17 protein-coding genes are annotated in these 20,880 nt (G+C 60.6%); 9 read left to right on the forward strand and 8 right to left on the reverse strand.

Going from position 1 to position 20,880, the window contains the following annotated elements; all coding sequences use genetic code 11:
• Nucleotides 1–190: 190 nt before the first annotated feature.
• Genes Q0802_RS07455 through gpmI form a run of 3 tightly spaced genes read right to left on the reverse strand, consistent with a single transcriptional unit; the run spans nt 191 to nt 4,179 of the window.
• Complete coding sequence (locus Q0802_RS07455; protein WP_298915833.1) at nt 191–1,528, reverse strand: S41 family peptidase; 1,338 nt, start codon at nt 1,526–1,528, stop codon at nt 191–193.
• A gap of 6 nt (nt 1,529–1,534) precedes the next feature.
• Nucleotides 1,535–2,665, reverse strand: a complete 1,131-nt coding sequence (locus Q0802_RS07460; protein ID WP_298915835.1) for a peptidoglycan DD-metalloendopeptidase family protein — start codon at nt 2,663–2,665, stop codon at nt 1,535–1,537.
• Nucleotides 2,662–4,179, reverse strand: coding sequence for a 2,3-bisphosphoglycerate-independent phosphoglycerate mutase (gene gpmI / locus Q0802_RS07465; protein WP_298915837.1), 1,518 nt, complete (start codon nt 4,177–4,179; stop codon nt 2,662–2,664). Before gpmI ends, Q0802_RS07460 begins: the two co-directional genes overlap by 4 nt.
• 246 nt (nt 4,180–4,425) lie before the next feature.
• Between gpmI and Q0802_RS07470 the strand changes: the two genes are divergently transcribed.
• The 3 genes from Q0802_RS07470 (at nt 4,426) to Q0802_RS07480 (ending at nt 5,676) form a co-directional block, all read left to right on the forward strand.
• The gene (locus tag Q0802_RS07470) at nt 4,426–4,890 is read left to right on the forward strand and encodes a DUF1203 domain-containing protein (protein ID WP_298915839.1); all 465 of its coding nucleotides are present in this window, start codon (nt 4,426–4,428) and stop codon (nt 4,888–4,890) included.
• Between the two features lie 80 nt (nt 4,891–4,970).
• Nucleotides 4,971–5,147: a zinc-finger domain-containing protein gene (locus Q0802_RS07475; RefSeq protein WP_298915842.1), complete on the forward strand. Its 177-nt coding sequence runs from the start codon at nt 4,971–4,973 to the stop codon at nt 5,145–5,147.
• 55 nt (nt 5,148–5,202) lie between these two features.
• Nucleotides 5,203–5,676, forward strand: a complete 474-nt coding sequence (locus Q0802_RS07480) for a hypothetical protein (RefSeq protein ID WP_298915844.1) — start codon at nt 5,203–5,205, stop codon at nt 5,674–5,676.
• A 51-nt stretch (nt 5,677–5,727) separates the two neighbouring features.
• Here the strand turns inward: Q0802_RS07480 and Q0802_RS07485 are convergent, their stop codons facing one another.
• Entirely contained in the window at nt 5,728–6,204 is a 477-nt protein-coding gene (locus Q0802_RS07485) for a hypothetical protein (protein ID WP_298915847.1), read from the reverse strand.
• A 39-nt stretch (nt 6,205–6,243) separates the two neighbouring features.
• On the opposite strand from Q0802_RS07485, the gene polA reads away from it, so the two are divergent.
• The gene (gene polA, locus Q0802_RS07490; protein ID WP_298915850.1) at nt 6,244–9,045 is read left to right on the forward strand and encodes a DNA polymerase I; all 2,802 of its coding nucleotides are present in this window, start codon (nt 6,244–6,246) and stop codon (nt 9,043–9,045) included.
• 30 nt (nt 9,046–9,075) lie between these two features.
• Here polA and Q0802_RS07495 read toward each other — a convergent pair whose 3' ends face one another.
• From Q0802_RS07495 to Q0802_RS07505, 3 genes are all read right to left on the reverse strand, one after another.
• Nucleotides 9,076–9,306 carry a DUF2798 domain-containing protein gene (locus tag Q0802_RS07495; protein WP_298915853.1) on the reverse strand — a complete coding sequence of 77 codons (231 nt, stop codon included), beginning with the start codon at nt 9,304–9,306 and terminating at the stop codon, nt 9,076–9,078.
• 91 nt (nt 9,307–9,397) lie between these two features.
• Nucleotides 9,398–10,162 (reverse strand): TIM barrel protein, encoded by a 765-nt coding sequence (locus Q0802_RS07500; protein ID WP_298915855.1) that lies wholly within the window; start codon nt 10,160–10,162, stop codon nt 9,398–9,400.
• A gap of 135 nt (nt 10,163–10,297) precedes the next feature.
• Nucleotides 10,298–10,873, reverse strand: coding sequence for a DUF1285 domain-containing protein (locus Q0802_RS07505; RefSeq protein WP_298915858.1), 576 nt, complete (start codon nt 10,871–10,873; stop codon nt 10,298–10,300).
• Nucleotides 10,874–10,943: 70 nt separating this feature from the next.
• Between Q0802_RS07505 and Q0802_RS07510 the strand changes: the two genes are divergently transcribed.
• From Q0802_RS07510 to Q0802_RS07530, 5 genes are all read left to right on the forward strand, one after another.
• Nucleotides 10,944–11,951 (forward strand): MoxR family ATPase, encoded by a 1,008-nt coding sequence (locus tag Q0802_RS07510; RefSeq protein WP_298915861.1) that lies wholly within the window; start codon nt 10,944–10,946, stop codon nt 11,949–11,951.
• 23 nt (nt 11,952–11,974) lie between these two features.
• Nucleotides 11,975–12,853 carry a DUF58 domain-containing protein gene (locus Q0802_RS07515; protein WP_298916818.1) on the forward strand — a complete coding sequence of 293 codons (879 nt, stop codon included), beginning with the start codon at nt 11,975–11,977 and terminating at the stop codon, nt 12,851–12,853.
• Complete coding sequence (locus tag Q0802_RS07520; protein WP_298915864.1) at nt 12,850–15,627, forward strand: DUF4159 domain-containing protein; 2,778 nt, start codon at nt 12,850–12,852, stop codon at nt 15,625–15,627. Before Q0802_RS07515 ends, Q0802_RS07520 begins: the two co-directional genes overlap by 4 nt.
• Nucleotides 15,624–17,666 (forward strand): hypothetical protein, encoded by a 2,043-nt coding sequence (locus tag Q0802_RS07525; RefSeq protein ID WP_298915867.1) that lies wholly within the window; start codon nt 15,624–15,626, stop codon nt 17,664–17,666. The genes Q0802_RS07520 and Q0802_RS07525 overlap by 4 nt, the downstream gene beginning before the upstream one ends.
• A gap of 126 nt (nt 17,667–17,792) precedes the next feature.
• A complete protein-coding gene (locus Q0802_RS07530) occupies nt 17,793–20,105 on the forward strand; it encodes a response regulator (RefSeq protein ID WP_298915870.1) in 2,313 nt (770 codons plus the stop codon).
• Here the strand turns inward: Q0802_RS07530 and yaaA are convergent.
• On the reverse strand, nt 20,090–20,869 hold the full coding sequence (gene yaaA / locus Q0802_RS07535; RefSeq protein ID WP_298915873.1) for a peroxide stress protein YaaA: 780 nt from the start codon (nt 20,867–20,869) through the stop codon (nt 20,090–20,092). The genes Q0802_RS07530 and yaaA overlap by 16 nt on opposite strands.
• Between the last annotated feature and the right edge of the window lie 11 nt (nt 20,870–20,880).

A 20,880-nucleotide genomic window follows, 5' to 3' on the forward strand; every position in this document is an offset into this window, starting at 1 on the left:
CTTTTGAGAACAGCGGCTTCATCATGATGCCCTGCCTAAGGCAGGTTGCAGCACCATGTCAACGCTGTGTTTTGCCGGATGCCGGAGCGGTTTGGCACATCGGTCGATGCAGGTTCTTGACCGGAACGTTGAGACAAAAATGCCCCGCCGGTTGATGGGCGAGGCACCTTCACATCGACCCCGAGGGGGGTTATTCGACGGGCACCAGGGCGTTCAGCCCCTTGAGAATATCAATGGCGTAGGCCAGCTGATAATCTTCCTCCCGCAGGGCCGCTGCGGCTTCGGCCTTGGCACGGTCCGCTTCGATCTGCTTGATTTCATCTTCGGACAAGCTGTCGTTGTTCAGGCTCCCGCGCAGGTCCGCTTCAGACCGTGAACCGCGGGCGGGTGTTTCCTCTTCATTCTCCGCATCCGGCCGGCGGCGCGGCTGAGCAACCACGATATCCGGCGAGACGCCCAGCGCCTGAATGGACCGGCCCGAAGGCGTATAGTAACGCGCCGTGGTCAGACGCATTGCGCCATCGCCACGCAGGGGCATCACCGTCTGGACCGAACCTTTGCCAAAACTCTTGGTGCCAACGACGATGGCACGACGGTGATCCTGAAGCGCACCGGCCACGATCTCCGAGGCCGACGCTGATCCGCCATTGATCAGCACAACAATGGGCTTACCCTCTGCCAGATCACCAGCGGTTGCATTGAACCGCTCGCCATCCTGAATTTCGCGGCCCCGCGTGCTGACGATCTCTCCCTCTTCAAGGAAGGCATCTGACACGCGGATCGCTTGTGTCAGCAATCCACCGGGGTTGTTGCGCAGGTCGACAACGATGCCGTTGATTTTGTCCATACCGCCCGCAGCCTCGACCTGTTCCTTAAGGCCGGCCTCCAGATTGCCATAGGTCTGATCGTTGAAGGTCGTAATCCGCAGGACAACCGTGTCGCCTTCGGTACGTGTGCGCACTGCCGTCAGCTTGATGGTATCGCGGATGATCGAGACATCGAACGGCTCGGTTTCACCTTCGCGCACAATGGTGATCAGAATTTCGGAGCCAACGGGCCCGCGCATCATTTCAACCGCTTCATCGAGGGTCAGTCCCAAGACGGAATCGCCATTGACGTGGGTGATGAAATCACCCGCCTCGACACCGGCCTCATCGGCAGGGGTACCGTCAATAGGTGACACAACTTTGACGAAGCCTTCTTCCTGCGTCACCTCGATACCCAAACCCCCAAATTCGCCACGGGTCTGAACACGCATTTGCGCAGCATCATCGGGCGACAGATAGCTGGAATGCGGGTCAAGCGACGTCAGCATGCCGTCAATGGCAGCTTCGATCAGTTCCCCGGCCTCAACCTCTTCGACATATTGCGCGCGGATGCGTTCAAAAATGTCCCCGAATAAATCCAGCTGTTCATAAACATTGCTCGACTTTGCCGCTTCCTGCGCCAGCAGGGGGCCGGCGATCTGCGTCGTGGCGATGACGCCTGCGAGGGTGCCACCCAACGCCGCCATGGCAAACTTTTTCATTGTTTTCTATCCATCCTTATCGGTTCGGAACCAGAGGCTCGGGTCCTCGGGCGCATTATCCTGTCTTACCTCTATATAGAGCGTTTCTGATCGCTCCGCGCCAGTGTCATCACCATCTGTTGACAACTCTGATCGATTTTTCGCCGCAGCGTCGCCCATAAGCCCCAGTGGCGCGCCTGCGTCAATGACCTGTCCGGCAGTACCGTAAACGGTGTCTAAACCGGCAAGAACGAAAAGCACCTGCGCCTGAGGCTCCAGAATGACCACCTGCCCAAGATCCAGCAGGGGGCCGGTATACCGAATGGTCGCGGCCACAGGACTGGTCACAATCGCCTGAGGACGGGTCGCCAGAATGATGCCCGGGCGCTTGATGCCGGCAGCATCTGCTTCACCGGCGCCACGTAGCAAAATGCCCTGAACCGGCAGAGGCAGATCACCTTTCTGGCCCCCCAGCGTTTCGGGCGCAGCACCGGTTTCTTCAACACTGATCCGTTCAAGACCACGCGCGAAACCTTCCAGCGTGTCGGCGGAGGCAATCAGGATCGCCTCGCGCACAGGGTCATTCACGAAACGTGTCGGCAGCTCTGTCCGCTCTGCGATGGCCTGATTCAACGCCGTGCGCGCCGCCTGAACCTCCTGCAATCCTGTGGCAAGCCTGTCGGCAGCATCGGTCTGCATCCCGCGCAGGATTTGCAGGTCCTCAAGATCACGGCGCAGGGACGTCGCCCGCGCATTGAGCGCCGGGGTCATTTCGGCCAGCAGCATTCCTGCGCGCGCCGTGCCTGTCGGCCCACCGGGATGCAGAAGGGCCACCGGCGAGGGCTTGTTTCCCATGCGTTGCAACACGGTCAGAAGTGCCGCGATCTCCTCATCGCGGACCAGCAATTGAGCACTCAGTTGCTCTTCGCGAATGGAGGCTTGCCGCAATCCGCCGCGCAAAGCACTCAACCCTGCCTCGAAAGCCTGGATGGTTTCCGTCAGCGCACGCACCCTGTCCCGGGCAGACTCCGCCTCCGCCAACTGCGTCGAGGCCTCTTCCAACATGACAAGTGCTGCCCGCGCCCGTTCCGCGCTCTCCTGCTGCGCGCAAACCAGGCCTGGAAACAGAAGGCATATGCCGAAAACCAACCACCTCATGACAGCAAACAGGACCCCGTCATTTCAGGCGGTGTCTCCAACCCCATCAGGTGCAAAACCGTGGGTGCAAGGTCTGCCAGACGGCCCGAATTGAGGCTGGCCCCATCGGGTGCGCCCACAACGGCGACCGGTACCGGGTTCAGCGTATGTGCCGTATGCGCCCCGCCCGTTTCCGGGTCGATCATGACGTCGCAATTGCCGTGATCCGCCGTGACGATCATGGCACCCCCTGCGTTTTGCAGGGCCGTCAATGCTTGCCCCAATCCCTGATCGACGGCTTCGCAGGCTTTGATCGCGGCCTGCAAGTCGCCGGTATGGCCGACCATATCCGGATTGGCATAGTTGACGACAATCAGATCGTATCCGCTTTCGATGGCCCCCACCAATGCCTCGGTGACCTCACTGGCCGACATTTCCGGTTGCAGATCATAGGTCGCAACATCGGGTGATTTGGGCATTTTGCGGTCTTCACCAGTGAAAGAGACCTCTTCGCCGCCGTTTAGAAAGAACGTCACATGCGGGTATTTTTCGGTCTCCGCCAGCCGGAACTGACGCAGGCCTTTTTGCGCCACCCAATCGCCCAGCGTGTTCACGATCTCAGGCTTTGGATACATGACCGACATATAGGTGTTGTGCTGCTCGGAATAGGGCGCCATGCCCATCAAAGCGGCCCATTCGGGGCGCTTGCCGGTTTCAAAAGCGTCGAAGTCCGGCGCGCCGATGGCCGCCATGATCTCACGCGCGCGGTCGGCCCGGAAATTGAGGCAGAACACGCCGTCACCATCCTGAGCGCCAGCATATCCTTCAATGACCGTTGGCGCGATAAACTCGTCCGTTTCGCCCCGCGTATAAGCCGCCGCGACCGCCGCCTCGGGGGAGGCAGCGGCATCCCCATCCGCACGGATGATTGCACCATAGGCTTTTGCGACACGATCCCAGCGGTTGTCGCGATCCATCGCGAAATAGCGCCCCGTGATCGTGCCGATCCGAACAGAAGCGGGCAGCCCGGTCTTCAGCGTGGCAAGATACCCCTTCAGCGAGGACGGCGGCACATCGCGCCCGTCCCCCAATGCATGGATGACCACTGGCACGCCCGCGGCATCCAGCGCTTTGGCGGCGGCGATCATGTGGTTCAGATGCCCATGCACACCGCCGTCAGACACCACGCCCAACAGATGTGCGGTTCCACCCGTCGCGATCAGCTTTCCAGCAAATTCGACAAGGCGCGCGTTCCTCTCGAACGTTCCCTCTTCGATGGCCAGATCAATCTGACCCAAATCCATGGCGACCACGCGACCGGCCCCGATGTTGGTATGACCCACTTCGGAATTGCCCATCTGCCCTTTTGGCAGGCCGACGTCCGGCCCGAAGGTGGTGAGCGTTGCATTGGGACAGGTCGCCATGATGTGATCCATCGTCGGTGTCTGTGCCAGCAGGGGCGCATTGCCTTCGCGCCGATCGCTGATGCCCCATCCGTCCAGAATGCATAGCACCACCGGTTTGCCTGTGCTCATCTGCCTATGCCTCCTCGCAAGGGTTTTGCGGCGTTGTAACCGGTGCAGCACGCGGCGTGAACCTCTTCTTTCCCCACTTCTTGTGCAGATGGTGCCCGCAACCCTCTGAACCCCGAAGCGGAAGCGCCTTGCTTCGATGAGGGTTCACCAGATTTTACCGTCGGTCGAAAGCGCAACATTCGGTTCGATGAGCGCCCCTGCAAGCAGCTAGACCGACAGCGGATCAACACCAAGAAAGGAAAACTCATGCCGACTTTCATTGCCCTTGAAACTGACATCGTGCGCCGCTTGCAAAATGGCGGTACCGACGCGAACGGCCAAAAGCCCGAGCGCGCGCGTTCTGATGGTCTGGGAACACCCTGCCGCCATTGCCTGAAGAATGTGCCCGCCGGGGACGACATGCTGATTCTCGCACACAGGCCGTTTGACACCCTGCACGCCTATGCCGAAACCGGGCCGATCTTCCTGTGTGCTGACGCCTGCGAACGAAAGGACCCTTCCGATGTGATCCCGGAAATCCTCGAAGCCCCGGACTATCTGGTCAAAGGCTATTCGGCAGATGAACGCATCGTCTATGGCACGGGCGAAGTGGTCGCGACGGATGCAATACCAAAGAAGGCCAGCGAGGTATTTCGCGATCCAAATGTCGCCTTCGCCCACGTTCGCTCTGCCCGCAACAACTGTTATCTAGCGCGGATCGAACGGGACTGACGGCAATTGGCCTGCATGGGCTTGCTCCAGGCCTGCGCTTTGGTCATAACAACAGCGCAGAGCCAGAGGACACGCCCACCATGCAGCAACCGCCCGAGACAAAAATTGTTGAGAGTTTCCGCATCGCCTGTGATGGTGGCGAAGGGGCCTTGGGTCATCCGCGCGTCTGGCTGCAAATCCCCAAGGATACCGGCTGGGTCGAATGTGGCTATTGCGACTGCAAATATGTCCACAAGGCTTTCGAAGGCAAAGCCTAAATCCCGCCCAATTTCCGCCCTCATGCCACTGTAGCAATGCCAAAAGCACAGTGGAATGATCGAAAGCGCGGATATGACGGCGACACCTGCCCCTGAACACCTTCATGCCCCCTTTGCGCTGACTGCGATCATACTGGCAGCACTCGGCATGGCGATTGCGCTCATTCACACCTTCGCGGGCCCGTTTGCCCCAACACAAAGCATTGAAGTCTCCATCGGAGAAATGGCAGCCGGTATTCGCGAGGCAGCACAACGCGCCATGTTGGGACAGGAACAACCGGCCCCCACCGTGCGGGCCTGGGATATCGACCGCATTCTCCAGGTTGTTGCCCCTGCCGCTGGCGTTTTTGCAATTGTTCTGGCTTTTGTTGGCATGCTGCGCCGCGAACCGACCAGGCTTGTTCTTTTCGGCGTCGCCTTTGGTGCAATGGCTGTGATGGTGCAGGTTGTGCTTTTCGTCGCCTTGCTGATCGCGGGCGTCATCCTGCTGTGCCATATTCTGACAAACCTCGACAGCATACTGGGGTAATCCGAATCCTCTGCTGATCACGCCTTGAACCTCCGGGCGCGCAGGCAACGATCAGCCGATGGGCACGACAGAATTGGCGCAAGTCAGATTACCGTCAGGATTGTTCGGATCAATTGCCAGAAACTGGCGGATGTTGTTACCCGACCAGACCAGCAGTTTTGATCCATCCGACAGCAACCCGTTTCCTGTGGCGGTACCTGTTCGGGGGTCTTGATAGGTGAAATAGGCTATGCCGGTCTTGCCATCGTCGCATGTAAAATTGGCCTGCCCCACGCCCAGAAAATTCCGCGGGATCCAATCACCGGAGCATATGACACCGCCGCTCGTTTCCACGGCCAGCGTGCCTTCCGTGCGCCCCAGTGCGCGGCCCGTGAAAAAATCACCCTGCTCGCCGACACAGCCGACAAATGGCACGCAAACCTCCGAAGCGCCAACATCCGACTGGCACCCGAACCCCGCCGCCTGAGCGTCATTTGCCATTGTTGCACAATGGATGATTGCAGCGCCTGCCGCGATACGGGATAACATCTGCGAACTTTCAATGATCGATGATGAGGGCACCCTATTATGAGCACGACATTTGGCAAGGGGCATCATCTTCACCTGATCGACGGATCGGCCTTTATCTTTCGTGCCTATCACGCCTTGCCGCCCCTGACGCGCAAATCAGACGGGCTGCCAATTGGCGCGGTCTCCGGCTTTTGCAACATGCTGCAACGCTATGTAGAGACGAATACCGGCCCCGACGCACCCACCCATGTGGCGGTGATCTTCGACAAGGGCAGTCACACATTTCGCAATGAAATGTACGACCAGTACAAGGCCAACCGCGAGGCCATGCCCGAAGACCTGCGCCCGCAGATTCCGTTGACCCGCCGGGCCACCATCGCCTTCAACATCGCCTGCGAGGAAAAAGAAGGGTTTGAGGCGGACGACATCATCGCCACGCTGGCCGTACAGGCGCGTGCCGCGGGCGGCCGCTGCACCATCATCAGTTCCGACAAGGACCTGATGCAGCTTGTCGGCGACGGCGTGGAAATGCTGGATGCGATGAAAAACAAGCGCATTGACCGTGACGGCGTTTTCGAGAAATTCGGCGTCTATCCTGACCGTGTGGTCGATGTGCAGGCATTGGCGGGTGACAGTGTTGACAACGTCCCCGGCGCCCCCGGTATCGGCATCAAGACCGCAGCTCTGCTGATCAATGAATATGGTGATCTGGATGCACTGCTGGAGCGCGCCGAAGAGATCAAGCAACCCAAGCGCCGCCAGACGCTGATTGACCACGCCGAGCAAATTCGCCTGTCCCGCAGGCTGGTGCTGCTGGATGAGAACACGCCGCTCGACTTCACGCTGGACGATCTGGAAGTACGCGCACCGGACCCCGATCAACTGATGCCGTTTCTGGCGGAGATGGAGTTCCGCACGCTGACCAAGCGCATCGCAACTCAGCTTGATGTGGAACCACCCGTGATCGAGGACACGCCCGCAGAGGCACCTGATGCGCCCCAGGTTGAGGATATCCCCTTTGACCGCGCGGGCTACAACAAGGTTGGCGCCGCCGAAGAGTTGCAGGTCTGGATCGACCGGATTTACGAGCGCGGCTATGTGGCGGTGGACACCGAAACCACCGGCCTGAATGAAATGACAGCTGATCTTGTGGGCATTTCGCTCTGTGTCGAGGCCGGGCAGGCCTGCTATATCCCGTTGATCCACAAGGCGCATCAGGGGGACGATCTCTTTGGCTCCGATGATCTGGCCGAGGGGCAAATGGCCGTTGAGGAGGCGCTGGCGATGCTGAAGCCAGTGCTGGAGGATCCCTCGATCCTCAAGATCGGGCAGAACATGAAATACGATCTCAAGATCTTTGCCCGCGCCAACATCACCGTTGCCCCCATCGACGACACCATGCTGATGTCCTACGCGATGCACGGCGGGTTGCATGGGCACGGTATGGACACGCTGTCTGAGCGCTATCTGAACCACACGCCGATCCCGATAAAACCCCTGTTAGGCTCTGGTAAATCGGCCATCACCTTTGACAAGGTGCCCATGGACGACGCGGTGCCCTATGCGGCGGAGGATGCAGACATCACCCTGCGGCTCTGGCAGCAGTTCAAGCCGTCGCTGCACCGGGCGCAGGTCACACGGGTCTATGAAACGCTGGAACGGCCCCTGGTGCCGGTGCTGGCGCAAATGGAACGCACGGGCATCAAGGTAGACCGCGATACGCTCAGCCGCATGTCCAATGCCTTCAGCCAGAAGATGGCCGGTCTGGAGGACGAAATCTACCAGCTTGCCGGGCGCAAGTTCAATGTGGGCTCGCCCAAGCAGTTGGGCGAAATCCTCTTTGATGAGATGTCACTGCCGGGTGGCAAGAAGGGCAAGACCGGGGCCTATGCGACCGGGGCGGATGTGCTCGAAGACCTTGCCACCGAACATGAACTGCCCGCACGGGTGCTGGACTGGCGGCAACTCAGCAAGCTGAAATCGACCTACACGGATGCGCTGCAGGACCATATCAATGCGGAGACGGGCCGCGTGCACACTTCTTATTCGATTGCCGGGGCGTCCACGGGGCGGCTTGCCTCCACCGATCCGAACCTGCAGAATATCCCGATCCGCACCGAGGAAGGCCGCCGCATCCGCGAGGCTTTTGTGGCCGAGGAAGGCAAGACGCTGGTGGCGCTGGACTATAGCCAGATTGAGCTGCGCATTCTGGCCCATATCGCGGATATTGAAGCCCTCAAGGAGGCTTTCAAACGCGGCGATGACATCCACGCAATGACTGCCTCCGAGATGTTCGATGTACCCATGGAGGAGATGACACCAGAGATCAGACGCCGCGCCAAGGCGATCAACTTCGGTGTGATCTATGGCATCTCGGGGTTTGGTCTGGCGCGCAACCTGCGCATTCCGCGCAGCGAGGCGCAGGGGTTCATCGACCGCTATTTCGAGAGGTTCCCCGGCATTCGCACCTATATGGACGACACCAAGGCCTTTGCCAAAGAGCACGGGTTTGTGCAGACCCTCTTTGGTCGGCGCATCCACACGCCCAACATCACTGCCAAGGGCCCGCATGCCGGGTTTGCCGCCCGTGCCGCGATCAACGCGCCCATCCAAGGGACCGCAGCGGATGTGATCCGGCGCGCCATGGTGCGCATGCCGGGGGCCATCGCGGGCCTGCCCGCAAAGATGCTTCTGCAGGTTCATGACGAGCTGCTTTTCGAGGTTGAGGATGGCGCCGAAGACGATTTGATCGGAGCGGCCCGCAAGGTCATGGAATCAGCCGCCGACCCGGTGGTCAAGCTGGACGTCACCCTGAATGTCGATGCGGGCCAGGGTCCAAATTGGGCTGTGGCGCACTGAGATCATTGTCAGGATCGCGCGGCCTTACCTTCAGGCGTCAACGCGGGTGAATTTTGCCACGATCCGACGCGCAACAGGCGATACACATAGCAGCGTGGGATAGGCCACCGACCAGCTTGGCAACCAATTGCCCAGCCAGAGCGTCACAAAGCCGTCGATCATCCCGACGGTTCGGAACGTGGCAATGCCCGACACCATCATCGACATCAGTCCGGACAGGATGAACCCATAGGCAAAATGTGCGTAGCGGGCGGGAATCATCGCGCACCTCCATTGACGATCCTGACCATGAAAGATGCACAGATTTGCATTTCAAGCAGGTTAATCTGAACCTGACAGGCCCTGCCGCCGGTCACTTTTGCGACATCTGCATCCATCCCAGACTATCCTCCGTCTGGAGGGTCGGCGTGTATTCGGCACTGACCCAGCGGTCATATCCGCTGTCTTTGAGCACCTCGAAAAACCTGGCAAAGTCAATTTCACCCGTCCCGGGCACGCAACGACCGGGGGCATCACCGATCTGGATGTGACGGATAATATCCTTGTGGGCGTCAAAAACCGCAAGGCAATCCCCATGGATGGTTTGCGCGTGGTATGTATCGAATTGCAGCCCCAGATTGGGCGCGTCAATTTCCTGCAGGATGTCCGCGGCCAGATCATAGTCCCCCAGAAAATATCCGGGCATGTCGATGGCGTTCAGGGGTTCCAGCGTCAGGGTCAGACCCTCGGGGATGTTTTGCACCGCCCAGCTGAGGTTCTCGATCAATACCTCCCGTGCATGCTGCCCCTCAGCCGCACCCGTCATGATGTGCAGCATTGGCACATGAAGCGCATCGCAGTACCGCAACGCGCGTCTCAGATCGAAACGAAAACGGTCCTGTGCCTCAGGCACCGCCGCGAAACCGCGGGGGCCGCCTGTATAATTGGGCGGCGGCGCGTTCATCAGAACCATCGGCAAGCCGCTGCGCAACAACGCGCGCTGAGTGTCCTTGGCGGGCATATCGTAGGGAAAGAGCACCTCAACCCCTTCGAAACCCGCCTCGGCAGCGGCCTCAAATCGATCCAGATAGGGTAGTTCAGGCCATAAATGGCTCAGGTTTGCTGCGATTTTGAACATTGGTCCCCACCCCTGTACATCGAAAGTACACTAGGGGTCTTCGTCGGTACGCCCAAGCTTTCCGGGACCCTGCGGATGCTGATGCACATCAACGCGTTGCTCTCAAGCCACGATGCCGCGCGCAAACGGCAAGGGTCAGGGCAGTTCGCGGCTCGGGATGATCCGGAAAAACGTGCCCTTGGACCAGACGCCAAACCAGTCGTCAAAATGAACGCCCAGATCGACCAGGCGATAAAAACTCTTGCGGTCGATCAGCGCTTCAAGGTCCGCGCGGATCAGAATATAGGGCGAAGGCTCGCCCGTTTCGGCATCGCGCACCACGCGGATTGGCAGATCGCTGCCCGCAACAGCCTTGTCGCCCACATTGGTTTCAAAGGTCAGGATCTGATCCTGCCCGCTACCCTGCGCCTCGAAATCGACCGCCACAAAAGGGGCGTCATCCACCGTGATCCCCACCTTCTCCACCGGCGTCACGAGATAGAATTTGCCCGCCTCGCGCTTGAGAATCGACGCGAATAGCTTGACCAACCCGGGCCGTCCAATGGGTGTGCCCTGATAAAACCACGTCCCGTCGCGCGCGATGCGCATGTCCAGATCGCCGCAAAACGGCGGATTCCACAGGTGGACGGGCGGCAAACCGCGTGTTTTTGCGGCTGTTAAGGAAGCCGCAAGGCTTTCTGCCGAGGGTGTAACGGTTTTTTGTCCACTCATTGCTTTTGCCATTTCCCTCACGCGCGATAGAGTTACATCTAACACATATATTTCTTTGGAGTGGCTTGTCATGAGTAATGCAGAAGATTTGGTTGCCGAGATCGAAGCGCTGGGCGAAAAACTCACCCAGGCCAAAACATCGGTGACCAAGCGCTTTATCGGACAGGAGCGTGTGGTTGAGCTGACGCTGACTGCTCTGCTGTGTGGCGGCCATGGGTTGCTCATCGGATTGCCGGGGCTGGGCAAGACGCGACTGGTCGAAACGCTCTCGACCGTCATGGGGCTCAACGGCAATCGCGTGCAGTTCACGCCGGACCTGATGCCCGCGGATATTCTGGGCTCCGAAGTGCTCGATACCTCTGCGGACGGCAGCCGCGCCTTTCGTTTCATTCAGGGGCCGATCTTCTGTCAGCTTCTGATGGCTGATGAAATCAACCGCGCCAGCCCACGGACCCAATCTGCCCTGTTGCAGGCGATGCAGGAAAAAACCGTGACCGTTGCGGGCGAGGACCGCGCCCTGGGTATGCCTTTCCACGTGCTGGCCACGCAAAACCCGATTGAGCAGGAAGGCACCTACCCGCTGCCCGAAGCGCAGCTTGACCGGTTCCTCGTGCAGATCGACGTGGATTATCCCGACCGCGATACCGAGCGCGATATCCTGCTGGCCACCACCGGCGATACGGAAGCGGAATCGACCGAAGTCTTTACCGCCGCCGAACTGCTGGCAGCCCAACAGGTGCTGCGACGGATGCCCGTGGGCGACAGCGTGGTCGAGATGATCCTCGATCTGGTGCGCGCCTTCCGCCCCGAAGAAGACGGCGCTTCCGAGCGGGTGCGCGAGACCGTTGCCTGGGGTCCGGGACCGCGTGCCGCACAGGCCCTGATGATGACCGTCAGGGCGCGCGCGCTCCTGCAAGGGCGGCTCGCACCCTCGGCCGAAGATGTGCTGGACATGGCACGACCGGTTCTCAGCCACCGCATGGCGCTGAATTTTGCAGCCCGCGCGCGCGGCGACAGCCTCTCTGATCTGATTGACACCACCGCAAGCGATCTGGCCGGGGCGAAAGCAGCCGCGTGACACCGCTCAGCGCCTCTCAGGATATTTCCAGACCCACGGCCCTGCGCGCGGACGCCGAAGCGCAGGCGGCTTCCCTGCCGGCCCTTCTGGCGCGCGCCGATCATCTGGCGGGCGCTGTCCTTCTGGGCGATCACGGGCGGCGACGCGCGGGCATGGGCGATGATTTCTGGCAGTACCGACCGGCGCAGACCGGCGACAGCAAGCGGCTGATCGACCACCGGCGCTCCGCCCGGGGCGACACCGAATTCGTGCGTGAACGCGAATGGCAGATCGCGCAATCGGTCATGCTTTGGGTCGATCAGGGGGCCTCGATGCGCTTTGCCAGCACCAAAGACCTGGCGCAGAAAGCCGACCGCGCCCGATTGTTGGGATTGGCCGTTGCAATCCTGCTGGTGCGCGGCGGCGAACGGGTCGGGCTGACAGGTACGGCCCTGCCGCCGCGACGCGGGAATGCCCAGATTCTGCGGCTGGCGGAAATGTTCACCACCGATGCCGCCGAAGACTATGCCCCCCCCGAACACCGCGCGATGATCCCCTCGGCCCGCGCGCTTTTCATCTCCGATTTCATGGGGGACGTGGCGGAGGCCAAACTGGCGCTGACCAAGGCTGCTGACCGGGGCGTACGGGGCGTGCTGATGCATGTGCTGGACCCTTCTGAGGAGGCCTTTCCTTTTCGCGGACGCACCATTTTCGAAAGTGTTGGCGGCTCTCTGAGCCATGAAACCCTGAAGGCCAATGACTTGCGCGACCGCTATCTTGACCGCCTCGCTGCACGCAAATCCGAGCTGCAGAAACTCTGTGCGCTGACCGGCTGGCAATACGGGCTGCATCACACGGATGCCTCGGCGCAATCCGCCCTGCTCTGGCTTTACAGAGCACTTGATACAGGGGGGATGCGATGACCGTTCTGGGCGGCATAGGCTTCACCTCACCCTGGTTGCTGTTGGCCCTGCTGACGCTACCGATCCTCTGGCTGATCCTGCGCGCCGTACCCCCTGCGCCCATCCGCAGGCGGTTTCCCGGAGTGGCCCTGCTTTTGGGGCTCACGGACGATGAAACCGTCTCCGACCGCACGCCCTGGTGGCTGTTGCTGCTGCGCATGCTGGCGATCGCGGCGATCATTCTGGGTCTGGCAGGGCCGGTTCTGAACCCCAGCGAAGATCAGGCGCAGGGCGATGGTCCCTTGCTGATCGTGCTTGATGGCAGTTGGGCCGGGGCGACGCGCTGGTCCGATCAGGAAGAAGCCATCGCAGCACAGCTGACCCGCGCCAGCCGCGCCGGGCGCACCGTTGCCTTCCTCGACATGGCGCGCCCGCAGCCCCCCGTTTTCCAGACCGCTGATGCCTGGCGCAGCCGCCTGCCCGGGTTCCGGCCGGCCCCGTGGCAACCCAGTGCCGCACATGCTGCTCAGGCGGTTTCCTTCGCCGCGACAGAGGGCGGTTTCGACACGCTCTGGTTCAGTGACGGGCTCGATTACCCCGGGCGCGAGGCGGCATTGGACGCCTTTGAGGCCAAAGGCGGGGTCGAGGTTTATCAGACCGCGGCAAATGTCCTGGCGCTCAGCCCCGCCGGGTTTGAGGATGGCGCGGTACAGCTTACGGCCATTCGTGCAGCCGCCGGGCCGGAACGCGAAGTGACGTTTCAGGCCAACGGACGCGATCCCGCTGGCAACGCCAGCATTCTGGCCACAGCAACGGCAAGTTTTGCAGCGGGTGAGACAACCGCCAGCACTGCCCTGTCGATACCCTCCGAAATGCGCGCGCGGGTCACGCGTTTTGACCTGCAAGGCCAACGCTCGGCAGGGACAACAACCCTTGCGGATGACGGTCTGAGACGCCGGGAAGTCGCCCTGATCTCGGGCACAGAGAACCGCGAAGGCCTGCCGCTTCTGTCACCGATGCACTATATCGAACAGGCGCTTCTGCCGACGGCGGACCTTATCCGCGGCGATCTGCGCGACGTGTTGCCTGCCAACCCCGATGTGATCGTTCTGGCGGATGTGGCCACGCTGGCCCCGGCCGAGGCCGAGGAGCTTGGGGCGTGGATCGACGAGGGCGGCATGCTGGTGCGCTTTGCCGGCCCGCGCATTGCCGCCAGCGATGTCAGTCGCATTGACGAGGACCCGATGATGCCCGTGCGGCTACGTTCGGGCGGGCGCACGGTGGGCGGCGCAATGAGCTGGGGCGCGCCCAAGAAACTGGCACCCTTCCGCGAAACCTCTCCCTTCTTTGGTCTGCAAATTCCCGACGATGTGCAGATCACCAGTCAGGTCATGGCGCAACCCGACCCCACGCTGGCAGCCCGCGTCATTGCCGAACTGACCGACGGCACGCCGCTGGTCACGCGCAAGACCCGCGAACAGGGGCAGATCGTGCTTTTCCACATCACTGCGACGGCGGATTGGTCGACCCTGCCGCTCTCCGGATTGTTCGTGCAGATGCTGGAACGCCTCGCTGTGTCGACCTCCGCCACCCGCCCCGACGCGGTTCAGCTTGAAGGCACCACCTGGACGCCGGAACTGGTGATGGATGGGTTCGGCACGCTCAGTGATGCGGGAACCTTACCCGGCGTGCCGGGACCAGACCTGCTGAACGCGCCGCCCGGTCCGGACATGCAACCCGGCATCTATGCCTCGGGTGACCGGCGATTGGCGCGCAATGTCATTGAGGCAGAAACAACGATCACCCCGGTGTCCTGGCCCGCGCGCATCCCCGTCAAGGGCTTCGCGGTACCTCCGGAACAACCCGTTGCCGGATGGCTTCTGAGCCTCGCCATACTTCTGCTTCTGGCGGATGTCGTGGCCTCCCTGTCCCTGTCCGGACGGCTGCTTGGCAACGTCAACCGCGCCGCGATGATGGCGCTGATGCTGGCGGTGCCTTTGGCGCTCCCGGACCGGGCAAGCGCCCAGAGCGCCGAAGAAGATATCTTTGCCCTTGATGCCACCGCCGAACTGACCCTGGCCTACGTCAAAACCGGTAATGACCGGGTGGATGAGATATCCCAAGCCGGGTTGCGCGGGCTGTCGGATACGCTGTTTTTCCGTACCTCTGTCGAGCCTGCCGCGCCCACCGGCGTTGATCTGGAAATGGATGAGTTGGCTTTCTTCCCGATCCTCTACTGGCCAATTACACCGGATCAGCCGCGCCCATCTTCCGAAGCTTACGTAAAGCTCAACGAATACCTGCGCTCCGGCGGGTTGATCCTGTTCGACACCCGTGACGCGGATATTGCGCGTTTTGGCGCATCCAGCCCCAATGGGCGCAAACTGCAGGATTTGGCCGCACCGCTCGACATTCCGCCACTGGAACCCCTGCCAGCCGATCATGTTCTGACCCGCACCTTCTATCTGCTTCAGGATTTTCCCGGACGCCACGCCAGCCGCGATGTCTGGGTCGAAGCAGCACCCCCCGATGCCGAACAGGTTGAGGGCATGCCCTTCCGCAACCTCAACGACGGGGTCACACCCGTGGTGATCGGCGGCAATGACTGGGCCGCCGCCTGGGCCGTGGCGTCGAACGGTGCGCCGCTGGTGCCCATCGGGCGGGGGTTTACTGGCGAAAGGCAACGCGAAATCGCCTTCCGCTTCGGGGTCAATCTGGTGATGCATGTGCTGACCGGCAACTATAAGTCCGATCAGGTGCATGTGCCTGCACTGCTCGACAGGTTGGGCCAATGACCGGCAGCATCGTCTTTGATCCGCTCATCCCCTGGCCGCTGCTGGTCATGGTAGGTGTCATTGCGGCCATCGGCGTGATGCTGGCCATTGTCCGGCGGCTGAACGGCTGGGCCCTGCGCGCGCTGGCGGCACTGGTGATCCTGGGCGCGCTGACCGGCCCCTCCTACCAGCAGGAGGATCGCGCGCCACTCACCGACATCGTGATCCTGCTCGAAGATGAAAGCGCCAGCCAGCAACTCTCCGACCGCGCCGAACAGGTCGCCACCTCCGCTGAAACACTGGCCGCCCGCATCGCCGCCCGTCCCAACACCGAGGTGCGCCGCGTAACGGTTCCGGATGGCGAAGGTGACGCGGGCACCCAGCTCATGACCGCGCTCTCAAAGGCACTTGCCGAAGAACCCCGCGCACGGATCGCCGGCATTCTGGCGCTCAGCGATGGCCGCGTGCATGACGCCGATCTGCCGGTCGATCTGCCTGCCCCGATGCATCTGTTGATGACAGGCAAACAAAGCGATTGGGATCGCCGCCTGAGCATCCGCAATGCCCCCGCCTTTGCCATCATTGGCGAACCTGTGACGCTCACGCTGCGTATCGAGGATATGGGCGCGGCCCCGCAAGGCAGCGGACTGGCGCCCCTTGAAATCTCCGTCGATGGCGACCCGCCGCAACGTTTTGACGTCCCACTTGGGCAGGATATCGAATTGCCTGTGACTCTACCGCATGGCGGACGTAACGTGATCCAGTTCACAGTACCCATGGCCGAGGGTGAATTGACGGATCGCAACAACACGGCCCTCATCCAAATGAACGGGGTACGTGACCGCCTGCGTGTGCTTCTGGTCAGTGGCGAGCCGCATCCGGGCGGCCGCACCTGGCGTAACCTGCTGAAATCAGACAGTTCCGTCGATCTGGTGCACTTCACCATTCTAAGGCCCCCCGAAAAGCAAGACGGTGTGCCGGTCAATGAACTCTCGCTCATCGCTTTCCCGACCCGCGAGCTTTTTCTGGAAAAGATCACTGATTTCGACCTGATCATTTTTGACCGCTACAAGCGCCGTGGCATCCTGCCGGCGCTCTATCTGGACAATGTCGCCAATTACATTCAGCAGGGCGGCGCGGTTCTGGTGGCGGCGGGCGAGGATTTCGCCGGTGCCGACAGCATATTCCGCTCGCCGCTTGGCACGGTGCTACCAGCCGCACCCACTGCCCGCGTTCTTGAACAGCCTTATCTGCCGACGATCACCGACCTTGGCGCGCGTCATCCCGTGACAACCGATCTTCCGATGAACGGGGACTGGGGGCGCTGGTTGCGGCAGATCGATGTGACCGAAGCCAAAGGCAACGTTGTCATGTCAGGTGTGGGCGAACGCCCGCTCCTCGTGCTGGACCGGGTCGGCGAGGGACGCGTTGCCTTGCTGGCCTCTGATCACGCGTGGCTGTGGAACCGCGGATACGAAGGCGGCGGACCGCAACTGGAACTGCTGCGGCGTCTTGCGCATTGGATGATGAAAGAACCCGAGCTCGAAGAGGAATCACTGACTGCAGAGGCGACCGGGCAGACGATGCGCATCCGGCGGCGCACGCTTGAGGACAGCGTCCCCCCGCTGACCCTCACAGATCCCTCCGGCAATCAATCCGAAATGACCCTCGACGAGGTGAGCCCCGGTGTTTTTGAAGGTATGTTCGAAGGCCCCGAAATCGGTCTCTACCGGCTGGAGAATGGCGATCAGCTTGCAGTTATCGGCCTTGGCCCTGCCGCCCCGCGCGAATTTGAACAGACGATTGCAACCGCCGATATTCTAACCCCGGTACTGGCAGGATTGCGCGGCGGCACCACGCGCATCGAAGACGGGTTACCAAGGATTCGCAACGTCCGCGCAGGCCGCCCCGCTGCCGGGCGTGGATGGGTGGGCCTCACGCCCCGCGATGCCTTTGAAACCCGGGACGTGCGGCAAACCAACCTGTTGCCGGGGTGGCTTGTCCTGCTGTTGTCCGCTGCATTCATCACCGCGGCCTGGCTGCGCGAAGGCCGCAGATAACCCGCATGATCAGGCCAAAACTGTTGGTTTGGCACGGGCTCTCTACTTTCACCGCCATGAATTAAACAGATATTCACGACATTTGTGAAAAACTGCCGCAATTGGAACGAAATTGCCGGTGATCGGATGAGTCTCGCCAACAAACTGGCTGAGGAACGACGTGGCAGATTGGCTGCTGAACGCCTGCTTGAACTCAAGCAGGCAGAGCTTTTTGCTGCCAATCGCAAACTTGGCGCCCATGCCAAGGCCTTGTCGCATCAGATCGTCGAAACCCAGGCCGAAGTGGCCAACGTCCGCGATGAGAACCAGCGCGTCAAATCCGACCTTTCAGCGGCCCATGAAAAGATCGAGCTTGTCGAAAGGCGGCTGTGGCATTCGATTGAGACCATCAATGACGGTTTTGCCTTCTTCACGCCAGATCTGGAAATGATCATGGCAAACCGCTCGTATCTTGCGGTTTTCGACAAGCTTGAGGAGATCAAACCCGGTGTCAGCTATGTCACCATCCTGCAGGTTCTGACAGACGAGGGGATCGTCAACACCGGGGACATGACGCCCGACGCCTGGCGTCAGATGATGATTGAACGGGTGCAATCCCCTGAGCCCGAACCGGTGGTCATCCGCCTGTGGAACGGCGAGTATATCAAGATCATCGACCAGCGTGGCCCGGACGGCGACATCATTTCGTTGGGTCTGAACATCACCGCCACCGTCAAATACGAAGAGAAGTTGAAAGCCGCCCGCGAAAGTGCCGAGATTGCCAACCGGGCGAAATCGGCCTTCCTCGCCAATATGAGCCATGAGATTCGCACGCCCATGAATGGTGTTGTCGGCATGGCGGATGTTCTGGTCGATACACCGCTGACCGAAGAGCAGCGTCTCTATGTAGACACGATCAAGAATTCGGGCGAAGCGCTGCTGGTGATCATCAACGACGTGCTCGATTACTCCAAGATCGAGGCGGAACGTCTCGATCTGCACCCTGAACCCTTTGATCTCGAACGATCAATTCTTGAAATCATCATGCTGTTGCAATCAACCGCAAGGGACAAGGGGCTGGACCTGCTTCTGGATTACGATTTGTTCCTGCCATCGCAGTTTGTGGGGGATCCCGGGCGGATACGCCAGATCCTGACCAATCTGATGGGCAATGCAGTCAAATTCACACAAGAAGGTCACGTCACGGTAAAAGTGCGCGGTAAACCGGATGCCGAGGCCAAGAAAATGGCGCTCAGCGTGACGGTAGAAGATACCGGGATCGGCATTCCGGAAAATATGATCGACCATGTGTTCGGGGAATTCAATCAGGTCGAAAATGAACGAAATCGCCAGTTTGACGGCACCGGTCTGGGCCTCGCCATCACCAAACGTTTGATCAAGATGATGGGCGGGCGTATCTGGCTGACCTCCGAAGAAGGGGTCGGGTCCTGCTTTGGCTTTGAAATTTCCTTTGATGTGGCGGACGCAATGGAGGCCGAACACCCGACCCTGCCCCCGGCGCTGCGGCACGTGATGGTCATCGACGATTTTGAACCCAACCGGTTGATCATGGGCCGCCAGATCGAAGAGCTTGGTCTCAAGGTCACGCTTTGTGAGGACGCGGCCTGCGGGTTGGCGCTTTTGGACCGGACAGTTGACGTTGTGTTGGTGGATCATATCATGGCCGATATGAACGGTATTCAGTTTGCTGAAACCGCGCGTCATGCCGGGCATAAAATGCCCATTTTTCTGCTGAGTTCAAATGTCGGTCATGCCCATGCCGATCCGGCAAAAGGCGCGGTCGATGCGATTGCGCAAAAGCCCTATCCGCGGCATGAAATCCTGCAACGCCTGGCCGCCTTTGAGGCCAAAGCGGCGGAGCCGGAGGAGGACGCGCTCCCCAATCTTCCAATGCCAACATTCTCACGTCGCAGGGCAGATGCCAGCGCCCCGCCGACGGACGCGCCCGATGCTGTGATCGAGCCCTTGGTCGACACGGAAAGCCCCGCCGAGATCGAAGAACCCGCTGTCGACGCCCCGCGTCAGATGCGCATTCTGGCCGCAGAAGACAACAAAACCAACCAGCTTGTTCTGCGTAAAATGCTCAAGGATTTCGACATAGACCTGAAGTTTGCCAACGACGGCATCGAAGCGGTCGAAGCCTACGACAGCTTTGAACCCGATCTGATCTTCATGGATATTTCCATGCCGCGAATGGATGGCAAGGAGGCCACCCAGACGATCCGCAAAAAAGAGGAAACCTCAGGTCGGCATGTGCCCATCATCGCGCTCACCGCCCATGCCATGCAGGGCGACAACAAGGAAATCCTCGCCGTCGGGCTCGACCACTACATGTCAAAACCTGTCCGCAAGGCGGAAATGCACGCACATATCCTGGATTACTGCCCCGAAGAGGCGCTAAACCCGCGCCCCGATGTTCCCGATCAGGAAGCCGGGTAGGGCCGCACAAAGACGGGGCGGTCCGGTTGTGACAGTGCCGCGTCATGGCGGTAACCGCCGGTGGTGAAACCCAGCACCTCTTCCGGGTCGTCAAGCCGCTGCTGAATGACAAAACGCGCCATAGACCCGCGTGCCTTCTTGGCAAAGAAACTGACAATTTTCGGACCTTTGCCATCCTCCTTGTCTTCCATGAAGCTCGGCGTAATGACCCGCAGTTTCAGCGCTTTGCGCGCAACTGCGCCAAAATATTCCTGACTGGCACAATTGATCAGAACGTCCGACCCCAATGCCTCGGCCTGCACGTTGAGCGCTTTGGAAAGCCCGTCGCGCCAATAGTCATAGAGGGAGTTGCCGCGCCGCGTCTTCAGACGGCTGCCCATTTCCAGACGGTAGGGCTGGATCGCGTCCAATGGCCGCAACAGCCCGTAGAGCCCCGACAGAATGCGCAGGTGATCCTGCGCCCAGGCCATTTCATCCGCATCAAGGCTCTGCGCCTCCAATCCCTGATAGGTGTCACCTGCAAAAGCCAGCGCTGCGGGCCGCGTGATCTGGGGTGCCGGGTCATCGGCAAAGGCGGCGAACCGGTCGCGGTTCAGCCGGGCCAGATCATCGGAGAGATCCATCAGCCCCTTGAGCTTGCCAAGCGTCAGGTTGCGCGCCGTTTTGACCAGCCGCCGGGCATCTTCGTGAAACGCGGGCTCTGTCATCGTGACATCCCGCTCTGCCCAATCCAGCCGTTTGGCCGGTGAAATCACCACCAACATATTGTCATCCC

It is taken from the genome of uncultured Roseobacter sp. (assembly GCF_947495275.1).
In the GTDB taxonomy this organism is placed as follows: Bacteria; Pseudomonadota; Alphaproteobacteria; order Rhodobacterales; family Rhodobacteraceae; genus Roseobacter.

What these genes read in the sequence shown, in the direction of transcription:
- Q0802_RS07455 (WP_298915833.1), bottom strand. Translation starts at nt 1,528, where the DNA reads ATGAAAAAGTTTGCCATGGCGGCGTTGGGTGGCACCCTCGCAGGCGTC.
- Q0802_RS07460 (WP_298915835.1), bottom strand. Translation starts at nt 2,665, where the DNA reads ATGAGGTGGTTGGTTTTCGGCATATGCCTTCTGTTTCCAGGCCTGGTT.
- gpmI (WP_298915837.1), bottom strand. Translation starts at nt 4,179, where the DNA reads ATGAGCACAGGCAAACCGGTGGTGCTATGCATTCTGGACGGATGGGGC.
- Q0802_RS07470 (WP_298915839.1), top strand. Translation starts at nt 4,426, where the DNA reads ATGCCGACTTTCATTGCCCTTGAAACTGACATCGTGCGCCGCTTGCAA.
- Q0802_RS07475 (WP_298915842.1), top strand. Translation starts at nt 4,971, where the DNA reads ATGCAGCAACCGCCCGAGACAAAAATTGTTGAGAGTTTCCGCATCGCC.
- Q0802_RS07480 (WP_298915844.1), top strand. Translation starts at nt 5,203, where the DNA reads ATGATCGAAAGCGCGGATATGACGGCGACACCTGCCCCTGAACACCTT.
- Q0802_RS07485 (WP_298915847.1), bottom strand. Translation starts at nt 6,204, where the DNA reads ATGTTATCCCGTATCGCGGCAGGCGCTGCAATCATCCATTGTGCAACA.
- polA (WP_298915850.1), top strand. Translation starts at nt 6,244, where the DNA reads ATGAGCACGACATTTGGCAAGGGGCATCATCTTCACCTGATCGACGGA.
- Q0802_RS07495 (WP_298915853.1), bottom strand. Translation starts at nt 9,306, where the DNA reads ATGATTCCCGCCCGCTACGCACATTTTGCCTATGGGTTCATCCTGTCC.
- Q0802_RS07500 (WP_298915855.1), bottom strand. Translation starts at nt 10,162, where the DNA reads ATGTTCAAAATCGCAGCAAACCTGAGCCATTTATGGCCTGAACTACCC.
- Q0802_RS07505 (WP_298915858.1), bottom strand. Translation starts at nt 10,873, where the DNA reads ATGAGTGGACAAAAAACCGTTACACCCTCGGCAGAAAGCCTTGCGGCT.
- Q0802_RS07510 (WP_298915861.1), top strand. Translation starts at nt 10,944, where the DNA reads ATGAGTAATGCAGAAGATTTGGTTGCCGAGATCGAAGCGCTGGGCGAA.
- Q0802_RS07520 (WP_298915864.1), top strand. Translation starts at nt 12,850, where the DNA reads ATGACCGTTCTGGGCGGCATAGGCTTCACCTCACCCTGGTTGCTGTTG.
- Q0802_RS07525 (WP_298915867.1), top strand. Translation starts at nt 15,624, where the DNA reads ATGACCGGCAGCATCGTCTTTGATCCGCTCATCCCCTGGCCGCTGCTG.
- Q0802_RS07530 (WP_298915870.1), top strand. Translation starts at nt 17,793, where the DNA reads ATGAGTCTCGCCAACAAACTGGCTGAGGAACGACGTGGCAGATTGGCT.
- yaaA (WP_298915873.1), bottom strand. Translation starts at nt 20,869, where the DNA reads ATGTTGGTGGTGATTTCACCGGCCAAACGGCTGGATTGGGCAGAGCGG.